This is a genomic window from Streptomyces sp. NPDC058469 (assembly GCF_042721125.1).
In the GTDB taxonomy this organism is placed as follows: Bacteria; Actinomycetota; Actinomycetes; order Streptomycetales; family Streptomycetaceae; genus Streptomyces.
In genome coordinates, this window is the sequence record NZ_JBHXME010000258.1 from 1 (window position 1) to 10,026 (window position 10,026).

Annotated in this window: 10 protein-coding genes; 2 read left to right on the forward strand and 8 right to left on the reverse strand. The window is 70.8% G+C overall.

The features are described 5' to 3' along the window. Window positions 1-99: 99 nt before the first annotated feature. Complete coding sequence (locus ACFWP5_RS50085) at window positions 100-1,038, reverse strand: diiron oxygenase (protein WP_384173344.1); 939 nt, start codon at window positions 1,036-1,038, stop codon at window positions 100-102. Window positions 1,039-1,211: 173 nt separating this feature from the next. Here ACFWP5_RS50085 and ACFWP5_RS50090 point away from each other — a divergent pair, with 173 nt between their 5' ends. Next, window positions 1,212-2,090 carry an ADP-ribosylglycohydrolase family protein gene (locus ACFWP5_RS50090; protein ID WP_384173347.1) on the forward strand — a complete coding sequence of 293 codons (879 nt, stop codon included), beginning with the start codon at window positions 1,212-1,214 and terminating at the stop codon, window positions 2,088-2,090. Here ACFWP5_RS50090 and ACFWP5_RS50095 read toward each other — a convergent pair. The 7 genes from ACFWP5_RS50095 to ACFWP5_RS50125 all read right to left on the reverse strand — a co-directional run bounded on the left by ACFWP5_RS50095 (window position 2,087) and on the right by ACFWP5_RS50125 (window position 8,901). Continuing rightward, window positions 2,087-2,605, reverse strand: coding sequence for a DUF3291 domain-containing protein (locus ACFWP5_RS50095; protein WP_384173350.1), 519 nt, complete (start codon window positions 2,603-2,605; stop codon window positions 2,087-2,089). The two genes, ACFWP5_RS50090 and ACFWP5_RS50095, sit on opposite strands and share 4 nt — an antisense overlap. 44 nt (window positions 2,606-2,649) lie before the next feature. Continuing rightward, a complete protein-coding gene (locus tag ACFWP5_RS50100; protein WP_384173368.1) occupies window positions 2,650-4,107 on the reverse strand; it encodes a penicillin-binding transpeptidase domain-containing protein in 1,458 nt (485 codons plus the stop codon). A gap of 14 nt (window positions 4,108-4,121) precedes the next feature. Then, window positions 4,122-5,498, reverse strand: coding sequence for an FtsW/RodA/SpoVE family cell cycle protein (locus ACFWP5_RS50105; protein ID WP_384173353.1), 1,377 nt, complete (start codon window positions 5,496-5,498; stop codon window positions 4,122-4,124). A gap of 61 nt (window positions 5,499-5,559) precedes the next feature. Continuing rightward, window positions 5,560-6,015, reverse strand: coding sequence for an SH3 domain-containing protein (locus ACFWP5_RS50110; RefSeq protein ID WP_384173356.1), 456 nt, complete (start codon window positions 6,013-6,015; stop codon window positions 5,560-5,562). 269 nt (window positions 6,016-6,284) lie between these two features. Then, the gene (locus tag ACFWP5_RS50115) at window positions 6,285-7,529 is read right to left on the reverse strand and encodes an ATP-binding protein (RefSeq protein ID WP_384173371.1); all 1,245 of its coding nucleotides are present in this window, start codon (window positions 7,527-7,529) and stop codon (window positions 6,285-6,287) included. Then, a complete protein-coding gene (locus ACFWP5_RS50120; RefSeq protein WP_384173359.1) occupies window positions 7,529-8,302 on the reverse strand; it encodes a hypothetical protein in 774 nt (257 codons plus the stop codon). The genes ACFWP5_RS50115 and ACFWP5_RS50120 overlap by 1 nt, the downstream gene beginning before the upstream one ends. Before the next feature lie 92 nt (window positions 8,303-8,394). Then, entirely contained in the window at window positions 8,395-8,901 is a 507-nt protein-coding gene (locus ACFWP5_RS50125) for a dual specificity protein phosphatase family protein (protein ID WP_384173362.1), read from the reverse strand. A 96-nt stretch (window positions 8,902-8,997) separates the two neighbouring features. Here ACFWP5_RS50125 and ACFWP5_RS50130 point away from each other — a divergent pair, with 96 nt between their 5' ends. Further along, the gene (locus ACFWP5_RS50130; RefSeq protein WP_384173365.1) at window positions 8,998-9,801 is read left to right on the forward strand and encodes a nuclease-related domain-containing protein; all 804 of its coding nucleotides are present in this window, start codon (window positions 8,998-9,000) and stop codon (window positions 9,799-9,801) included. Window positions 9,802-10,026: the final 225 nt, after the last annotated feature.

Sequence of the window (10,026 nt, forward strand, 5' to 3'; positions counted from 1 at the left end):
CGCGCAGTTCCCCGCGCCCCTTAGAAGCACCTGAGCTGGTCCGGCTTTGAGGGGCGCGGGGAACTGCGCGACCAGCCCCCACCGGGCCGCACCATGAACTCAAGCCAGTAGCCCCGATGCCTTCCACAGCCGTCGCCCGACACCCCGCAGCACACCAATGTCGTCGAGGAAGTCCGTCAGCTTTTTCGACCCCGATTGCATGACCTCCCGCCGATGCCCACTCGCCCGCACCTGAGCCACCGCCTCCCGCCGATCGAGCCCCACGTTCGTATAGACCTCGGGGTTGACGAAGGCGATGGAGAAGATGCGGGCGAACTCGCCGGAGGTGACCCGGGTGAACTCCTGGGACCACTTGGGCGCGGTGATCATCTGGCGCCGCAACTCCTCGCGGGCATACCGGACATGGCGGGCCTCCTCCACGACGTGGATGCGGGTCACACCACGCACCAGCGGCTGGACCCGCTCATCCGGAAACGTCAACCGCTGCATCCAGTCGAGGACTTCCTCGCCGAGCAGCGTTGCGGTGAACGAACCGGGCGTCGTGGAGATGGTCTTGAAGAGCCGGCCGAGGTTCTGGTGGGCGCGGCTCACCGGGTACCAGGGCGTCTCACCGCGGGAGATCAGCCGGGCGAACATCTTGGAGTGCCGGCACTCGTCCTCGATCTCGGTGAGGGCGTAACGGACGTGCGCGCTCGTGGCCGCCTTGTCGTAGATGTGCCGGACGAGCAGTTGCATCAGGATCAGCTCGAACCAGATGCCGAGCGAGGCGAGCGCGGCGGCCTCGTGCTGGGAGAGCAGGATGCGCTGTTCCTCGCCCATCCGCTTCCACAGCGGGGTGTCGTACAGGGACACCAGCTCCGGCGGCCAGAACCACTTGCCGTCCTCGAAGGGCGCGTCCCAGTCCAGTTCCCTGTCGGGGTCGAAGGAGTGTTTGGCGGAGGAGGCGAGCAGCCGCTCGGCCACCTGCTCACGGTCCTTGAGCAGGCCGAGCGCGTCGCGCAGCCCGTCGACCGCGTCGGCTTCGGTCAGCGTCGTCATGGTTCTCCCACCTCGCGGATCGGTGTGTTACCCGGGGTCACATCCTCCGAAGTCTTATGAGACTGCTTGTCAGCAAGCTCGTCAATCCCCTCTGCGGGACTTGTTGGCCGGGAATGGTTCGTTCGGTTCGCTCGCCTGTACGGTGCTGGCGTGTCCATCCCCCAGGCCCTCAAGTGACGCCCGGCCGCCGCAGCTTGGAAGGCCTCGCCCTGGGCGACGCGTTCGGCGAACGCTGGTTCCCCCTCGTCCGCGAACCCCGTCGGGCCTACGACGAGGTCCGCGCCCGGCGCACCCCGGAGGAGCCGGAGTGGCCCTGGACGGACGACACGGCGATGGCCCTCGGCATCCTCCGGGTGCTCGACGAGCACGGGGAGATCCGGCAGGAGCCCCTCGCCCGGGCCTTCGCGCTCGGCTACGACGCCGATCCCGCCCGGGGATACGGCCACGGCATGCACGAGTTGCTGCCGCTGCTGCTCCAGGAGCCTTACCGCTGGCGGGAGTTGGCGCGCGAGCTGTTCGACGGCGAGGGCAGCCTCGGCAACGGGGCCGCGATGCGCGCCGCCCCGCTGGGCGCGTGGTTCCACGACGATCTCGCCCGTGTCGTGACCCAGGCGACCCTGTCCGCCGAGGTCACCCACGCCCACCCGGAGGGCATCGCCGGCGCGGTCGCCGTGGCCGTCGCCGCCGCGCTCTCCGTGCGGCGGGAACTGACCCTGGAGGCGGTGGCGGCGCGGACGCCCGACAGCGCCGTACGGGAAGGGCTCGCGCGCGCCGCCGAAGTGCCCTTCACCACCGAACCGTGGCGCGCCTCCGACCTCCTCGGCAACGGACAGCGCATCCGCGCCGACGACACCGTGCCCTTCGCCGTCTGGTCGGCCGCCCGGCACCCGGACGACCTGACCTCCGCCCTGTGGTCCACCGCCGAGGGCTTCGGCGACGTCGACACCACCTGCGCCGTCACGGGCGGCATCGTGGCCGCCCGGACGGGACTCGACGGCGTACCCGAGGTGTGGCTGCGGCGCCGCGAGTCACTGCCAGGGGGCGCGGCCTAGACCGAACAGCCCAGCCCCTCCGGGATGTTGACCGGTCCCACCGGCCCCGCCCCCTGCGCCGGGAACGACGTCCGCAGCGTGAACGCGTACGGCGTCGGACTGTGCGCCCGGAGATGCAGCAGCCGTTCCTCCGCCTCCGCCACTGTGGGCCGGTGGCCCGTCGGGACCCACCACAGGACCGTCATCGCCTCCCGCATCCGGGCGAACCACTCGCGGCGGCGGGCCAGCAACTCCCGGTGTTGGCCTTGGTACATGAACGCGGTCAGGGTGTCCGTGTCGCGCCACACCGACATGTTGATGATCAGCCAGTCGTCGCCGAGGACGGGGACGTCGGTCGCGTTGCCGGTGTCGGACTGGAGGCGCCAGACGAAGCCCTCGGCCGTGTCGGCGACGGCGTTCACGGGGTCGAGGGCGGCCACGAAGTCCTTCAACTCCGGGGAATCCAGGGGGAATGAGAGACGGCCTATGTTGGCCTGGGCGAGTTCGTACGCGGGTGTCCTTAAGGGATCGGTCATGACCGAACGGTAGGTCGGGCGCCCGCCCCGTGCCACCCCCCGTCTCACGAACCGAGCACCGCCTCCATCACCGCCTTCGCGATCGGCGCCGCGTCCCCGCCCCCGCTGATGTCCGACCGGTCCGCCGACGCGTCCTCCACCACCACCGCTACCGCCACCTTCGGCTCCATGTCCCGCTCGCCCTGCGCCCAGGACACGAACCAGGCATACGGCGTACCGGAGTTGCCGATGCCGTGCTGCGCGGTGCCGGTCTTGCCGCCGACGGTCGCGCCCGGGATCGCCGCGTTCGTGCCGGTGCCTTCGGTGACCACGTCCTCCATGAGTTCCCTCATCTGTACGGCCGTTGCCGGGTGCATGACCTGGCGGACGGGGCGGGAGCCGGGCGTCGACACCGTCTCGCCGCCCCTCCTCGTCGTCCGTTCCACCAGATACGGCTCCCGCACCTGCCCGCCGTTCGCGACCGCCGCCGCGACCATCGCCATCTGCAACGGCGTGGCCCGCGTGTTGTACTGCCCGATCGACGACAGCGCCAACTGGGCTTTGTCCAGCGTCGTGTCGAAGGTGCTGGGCGAGACCGCGAACGGGACCTTCACGTCGGTGTCGTTGAAGCCGAACGCCTGCGCCGTGGTGCTCATGTCCTTCACGCCCACGTCCACGCCCAGCTTCGCGAACACCGTGTTGCACGACCACTCGAAGGCGGCGCGGAGCGGCGCGTCCACGCAGCCGTCGCCCTCGTTCGTCAGCGTTGTCGTCGTGCCGGGAAGCGTGTACGGGTCGGGGGAGTTGGTCGCCGCGTCCAGGTCCGTCACCACACCCGCGTCCAGCGCCGCCGCCGCGGTGACCACCTTGAACGTCGAACCCGGCGGATACGTCTGCCGTACCGCCCGGTTGAGCATCGGCTTGTTCGGGTCGGCGTTCAGCCGGGCCCAACTGCGGTTCGCGGCACGGCTGTTGCCCGACAGGGCGCCGGGGTCGTAGGACGGGGTGGAGACCATGGTGAGGATGCGGCCGGTCGACGGTTCGATCGCGGCGACCGCGCCCGTGCGCGCGCCGAGTCCGGCGTACGCCGCCTGCTGTGCGGCCGGGTTGAGGGTGGTGACGACGTTGCCGCCGGGGTTCTGGGCGCGGGTCAGGTCGTTCCACAGGGGGAACGGCGAGAGCATCGAGTCGGTGCCGGAGAGGATGTCGTCCTCGGAGTGCTCCAGCAACGTCGTGCCGTACTCCTGCGAGGCGAAGCCGGTGACCGGGGCGTACATCGGGCCGTTCCGGTACGTCCGTTCGTAGCGGAGCTGCTCGCCGGAGTCGCGGGAGCCGGTGATCGGCTTGCCGCCGACGAGGATGCCGCCCCTCGGCTGGTCGTAACGGGCGATCGTGTGGCGGCGGTTGGCGATGTTGTCGTCGTAGGAGCGGGACTGGAAGATCTGGACGCGGGTGGCGTTCACCAGCAGGGCCAGCAGGAGCAGGGTGCAGAAGGCCGCCGCGAGGCGGATGTGGCGGGTCATCGAACCGGTGCCGGTCATGCGGCCATCTCGCCTTCGTATGCGTGCGGGCTTGCGTACTGACTGCGGGACGAGTCGCTCAGCCGGATCAGCAGGGCCACGATCGCCCAGTTGGTGACGACGGAGGAGCCGCCCTGGGCGAGGAACGGCATCGCCATGCCGGTCAGCGGGATCAGGCCGGTCACCCCGCCCGCGATCACGAACACCTGGAGCGCGACGATCGAGGCGAGGCCGACCGCGAGCAGCCGGCCGAAGGGGTCGCGGAGCGCGAGGCCCGCCCGGTAGCCGCGCTCCACGAGCAGGCCGTAGAGGATGAAGATCGCGGAGAGGCCGGCCAGGCCGAGTTCCTCGCCCGCTGTGGCCAGGATGAAGTCCGACTTGGCGGCGAAGCCGATGAGGATGGAGTGGCCGAGGCCGAGGCCCGTGCCGAGCATGCCGCCGGCGGCGAACGCGAAGAGGGACTGGGCGAGTTGGTTGGGTCCGTGGCCCGCGTCGATCGACGCGAAGGGGTGCAGCCAGTCCTGGACGCGGCTGTGCACGTGCGGTTCGAGCCGGCCGACCGCGACCGCGCCCAGTGAGGCCAGCAGCAGGCCGACCGCGATCCAGCCGGTGCGGCCGGTGGCGACGTAGAGAAGGGTCACGAACAGGCCGAAGAAGAGGAGCGAGGTGCCCAGGTCGCGTTCCATGACCAGGACGCCGACGCTCAGCAGCCAGATCGCGACGATCGGGCCGAGGACCCGGCCGGTGGGGAGCTGGAGGCGCCAGACGCGGCGGCCCGCGTAGGCGAGCGCGTTGCGGTTGGCCGCGAGGTACGCGGCGAAGAAGACCGCCAGCAGTACCTTCGCGAACTCGCCCGGCTGGATGGAGAATCCGGCGATCCGGATCCAGATCCGGGCGCCGTTCACGGCCGGGAAGAAGATCGGGAGCGCGAGGAGGACGAGGGCGGCGGCCACGCAGACGTAGGCGTAGCGCTGGAGTACGCGGTGGTCGCGCAGGGCCAGCACTACGACGATGAAGAGCCCCACGCCCAGCGTCGACCACACGAGTTGGGTGGGAGCCGCCCGGTCACCCGGGGTCTCCAGGTCGAGCCGGTAGATGAGCACCAGGCCGAGGCCGTTGAGGAGCACCCCGATGGGGAGGAGGAGCGGGTCGGCGTACGGGGCCCGCAGGCGGACCGCGACATGGGCCAGCAGAGCGAGCACGCCGAGCCCGGCGCCGTAGCCGGCGGCGCCGGGCGGGACCGTGCCGTTCTTGGCGAGACCGACAGCGCAGTAGCCGTACACGGAGAGCAGGACGGCCACGACGATGAGGGTGAGTTCGATGCCACGGCGCCGGGGGAGGCGTACAGCGGGTGTGGGAAGGTCCGCCGTGACGGTGGTTCCGGCCTTGGTCATGTCCGGAACTTACCCAAATGGTGCGGGTTGTGTGCCTTGGGTGGGGAGTGTGTCTCGCCCGTCAGCACCAGCGGGGCGCGGGCCCGATGTTGTCGATGTAGTGCGCCGAGCCCCAGGCCCAGGTGCCGTCCGTGAGGAGGTACCAGAGCGGGTTGCCATGGACGTTCGAGCCGCCGGTCTTGCAGAAGATCGAGACGTGCTCGCCGCGGTAGGCGTACCGGATGACCCTGCTGCCGCGGTCCGGGCGGGAGCGCAGGGCGAGTTGGTCGGCGGTGACGACGCCCCGGTAGAGGCGCGGGTTGTCGTGGTCACCGTGGTCGCCCTGGTTGTCGTGGTCGCCACGGCCGTCGAAGTTGTCGTCACCCTGCTGGTTCCAGCCGTCGTCCTGGCGGCTGACGCCCGGGTCTTCGTCGCCCCATTCGTCGTCGGCCACGGCGGGCGTGACAGCGGCGGCGGTGACGAGCGCACCGGCGGCAACCGCTATGCCGAGTCGGCGGAGGGAGAGGCTGAGGGACATGGGGGTACCTCCAGGAAGGGGGCGAAGCTGACTAATCGCCACATTAGGAGGGGTGAGCGGGGGTCGCTCGTCACGCTGGTCCACACGAGCACCGATAGGGGCGGGGCCGATACGAACGCGGCCCTTACCAATACCAACGCGGCCCACACGAGCGCGCTCCATAGGGGCGCGAGGCTGTGTCGATATGTGGCTCCGCCGCGTGGGCGCGACCAGCCACAGACGGCCGGCAGTCGACGAATCACCAGCAGTCCCGAGCTCTCATCGCCCACTTACCGGAGCGTCAAGATCGCAAGCGCCCCGCCACCATCCCCGGCGTCCACATTCGCGAACTCCAGCCGAGCCCCAAGAACCTCCGCCTGCCCCAACGCGATGGTCAACCCGAGCCCATGCCCCGTAGCACCCCCCTCCGTACGGAACCGCTGCGGCCCGTGCTCCACGAGATACTCCGGATACCCGTCCCCGTGATCCCGCACAGCCACCACCGCCCCGTCCACGGTCACCACCACCGGCCCCCGCCCATGCTTGTGCGCATTGGCGACCAGATTCCCCAGCACCCGCTCAAGCCGCCGCCGATCCGTCTCCACCCATTCATCCCGTACGACGACGACCTCCGTGTCGGTCCCCGACGCTCGCACGACCCGCCCCGCCACCGCCCCCAACTGCTCGGTGTCCAGCTCCAGTTTCTCCCGCCGGGTGTCGAGCCGGGAGATCTCCAGCAGGTCCTCGGTGAGTGTGCGCAGCGCGGCGACCCGGTCCCGCACCAGCTCGGTCGGCCGCCCCGGTGGCAGCAGTTCCGCCGCCGCGTGCAGCCCGGTCAGCGGGGTGCGCAACTCGTGCGCCACGTCCGCGGTGAACCGCTGCTCGCTCAGCAGCTTGCCCTGCAACGACGAGGCCATCGTGTCGAGCGCGGCGGCCACCGCGGCGACCTCGTCCTGGGGCAGGGTCGCGTCCTTGGTACGGGGATCGTCGACCCGCGCGTCCAGGTCACCGGCGCTGATCCGCCGGGCCACCTGCGCGGTCCCGTGCAACCGCCGGGTCACCCGGGTCACCGCGAACGCGCCGACCAGCAGCGTCGCCCCGATCGCCAGCGCCGAGGACCAGACGATCGCCCGGTCCAGACCGGCGATGGTGCTGGAGCCCTGGGAGTAGTCGACCGCCACGGCCAGCACCCGGTCTCCGGAGGCGGGGCCGGCCGCCCACATGGTGGGGCTCCCCCGGCGTTTGCCGACCATCGTGCCGCGCTCGCCGTCCGCCGCCAGCCGCCGCAGCGGCACGGGCAGGTCCTCGGGATCGACGCCGGCGCCGTGCACGAGTGAGTCCCCGGCCTCGTACTGCGTCGTCGCCTCCTTCAGCCGCGACAGCGCGAGGTCGCGGGCCTGGCCGACGGTCTGGTCGGTCACCGAGACATGCACGAGTACGCCGAGCAGGGCGGCCAGCGCGCAGCACATCACGGTGATGAACACGGCGGCCTTGAAGGCGAGGGTCCCGGCCCACCGGGGCAGCGCGAGCCTCATCACGGGGTCGCCGAGGGGACGGGGGAGGTGGGGGAGGAGGGGGAGGCGAGGGAACCGGGCGAGGTGGGGGTCACGCGGCGGACTCCGTGCTTACGGCTGCCCGTGCGCAGGAACTCGTCGTGGGTCAGCAGCATCGCCTTCTGGTCCGCGTCCCAGGTCCACTGCACGCGGTACTCGTACCCCGCGAGTTCCGACGGCGAGCGGATGATCACCGAACGCCCGGCCAGTTCGACCCCGCTCACCGCGTCGTCGTTGGACATGACCTGCACGAGCCTGTGCTTCTCGACGGTGTAGACGCGTACGGCGGTCATCTTGGTCGGCAGAAGACGGAAACCGAGGGTCAGGTCGTCGCGTCCGTCGCCGGTGAGGTCGCGGTAGTAGGGCTTGAAGACGGGACAAGCGCTCCGGTCCCCGTCTTTTTTCTCACAGTCGCCGATCCGCTCGGCCGTCCCCCGGTACGGCGCCTTGGAGCCCTCGTAGTCGCTCGGGTGCGCGGCGATCTCGGCCCGTACGACGGCGATCGGGTCCACCTTGTGGATGTCGTCGCCGGGGACGGTGATGCCCTTCACGGTCTCCGTGTCCGCCTCGTCGAAGTCGTAGGCGGGGGAGGAGGCGGGCGACAGATTCGGCCAAAGCCTGGCGGGGCTGGTCGCGGTCGGGGTCGCCCCCGCGCCCCGCAGCGCGCCGGTGTCACCGCAGGCCACCGCGGTCGCGAGCAGCAGGGCGACGGTGGCGGTGGTGCGGGCGGCACGCACGGGGCGACTGGGTGGCACTGCTCTCCTGCGGGGCGCTGGTGTGGGACCCGTACACCCTATTCGTAGGGAAGTCCTTTTTGTTCACGTGTGCGGGTGGGTCGAGGGAACGATTACTCGGCCAGTTCCTCCAGCAGCCGGGCCGTGGACAGACCCGTCCGCAGGTACTCGACGAACAGTTCGTTGTGGAGTGCCCACGGGGACCGGCGGGAGCGGATCAGCCGTATCGCCTCGTCGGTGGAGTGACCTCGGCGGACCAGTGCGTGGGCGACGACCAGGCCCGACCTGTTGTAACCGTGATAGCAGCGGACGAGGACCTTCCGTCCCTCGTCCAGCGCGTCGCACGCGGCGACGGCCAGCCGCATCACGCCGGCCAGCTGCGTCCCGTCCAGCGGCCCGTCCGGAATCGGCCACACATGGTGCTCGACGCCGGCGTCCGGCCCGTGCCCAGGCAGCCGTAGCAGCGTCTGTACGAGATCGAACTCGTCCCGCACCACCGCGAACTCCAGTTGCCCCGATCGCCCCCTGAACTCGTGTCCGCCCATCCACAGACCGGGCGTGATCTCGCTCCACGGACTGTCCGGAGCGGGTACGTCGGGTTGCTTCCTGCGCGTCCGCAACGGCGCCTCCCCAAGCCCCAGCGACTGACCCAAAGGTAACCGGGTTCTTGCCCCTTGAGCACCCCGCCTGTTCCCATGGTCGAGGGGTGATGGTGCATGAGCGGACTGCGCGTCATACCGACCTGGCGCCATGGTCAGGAACGGCTGTACGTCTGTCACACCGACGGAAGGAACGTCGCCTGGTACGACAGGGAGGCGGCCCGGATCAACTTGTTGAGCGAGGAGCGCAGAGAGGACGTCCTGCACGCCCTCGGTCCCTTCCTCACCGGCCCGGTCACGGTGGGCCCACCACCGGTGCCGACGCCCGCGGAACTCGCGCGGCTCACCCTCCACCCGGACGACGACCTGGCCCCCAACCGTCCCGGCGAGGCCCTCCACGTGGCCCTCGACCGGGACCCGGGCCCCCAGCACCGGCTCCGCCCGGACCCCCGCCGCCGAGCCCTGACCGCGGAACAGGCGGTGGGCGATGCCCTGGACGACCTCGACGGCGCGGGCTGGCACGCCCTCCACTCGATCCCGCTCCCCGGCGGCGACCGCCTCCACCACCTGCTGATCGGCCCCGGCGGCCTCTTCGCCCTGCACACGCTGTACGCCCGCAAACAACGCGTCCACATCGCCGACCCCATGGTCGCCCTGGGCCGCCGAGACCCCCTCCCCCTACTCCGCCGAGCCCGCTCCGACGCGGACCGAGCCTCGTACGCGTTGACGGCCGAGGTCCACCCGGTCCTCGTCCTGTCCGGCCCGACGGACATCACGATCACGACGCCGCTGCGCGAGGTCCGCGTCCTCCAGGACACGGAGCTGGCCGGACTGGCAAGGACGGGCGGGGTGTTGAAGCCGGCGGACGTGGAGGCGCTGCATGCGATGGCGAGGGATCGGCATACGTGGGGGAGGGTTTGAGGGGCGGGGGCGTACAGGGAGGGTGAGGCTTAGAGGGGTGGGGCGTGCGTAAGGGGTGAGGTTTGGCGGGGCGGTGGCTTCCAGTTCAGGCCGGCACCATCCAGCCTGTTGGGGGTCCCCCTCTGGGGGAGTTTGAGGACGAGGCCCCTTCAGGGCCGATGGGGGTCTGGGGGCGCAGCCCCCGGGCGGGGCGGAAGGGGCGGCAGCCCCTGGTGATGGGACGGG

Coding starts and splice junctions, on each gene's coding strand:
- ACFWP5_RS50105 (WP_384173353.1), bottom strand. CDS start 5,498: ATGACCAAGGCCGGAACCACCGTCACGGCGGACCTTCCCACACCCGCT.
- ACFWP5_RS50115 (WP_384173371.1), bottom strand. CDS start 7,529: ATGAGGCTCGCGCTGCCCCGGTGGGCCGGGACCCTCGCCTTCAAGGCC.
- ACFWP5_RS50095 (WP_384173350.1), bottom strand. CDS start 2,605: ATGACCGATCCCTTAAGGACACCCGCGTACGAACTCGCCCAGGCCAAC.
- ACFWP5_RS50085 (WP_384173344.1), bottom strand. CDS start 1,038: ATGACGACGCTGACCGAAGCCGACGCGGTCGACGGGCTGCGCGACGCG.
- ACFWP5_RS50110 (WP_384173356.1), bottom strand. CDS start 6,015: ATGTCCCTCAGCCTCTCCCTCCGCCGACTCGGCATAGCGGTTGCCGCC.
- ACFWP5_RS50130 (WP_384173365.1), top strand. CDS start 8,998: ATGAGCGGACTGCGCGTCATACCGACCTGGCGCCATGGTCAGGAACGG.
- ACFWP5_RS50100 (WP_384173368.1), bottom strand. CDS start 4,107: ATGACCCGCCACATCCGCCTCGCGGCGGCCTTCTGCACCCTGCTCCTG.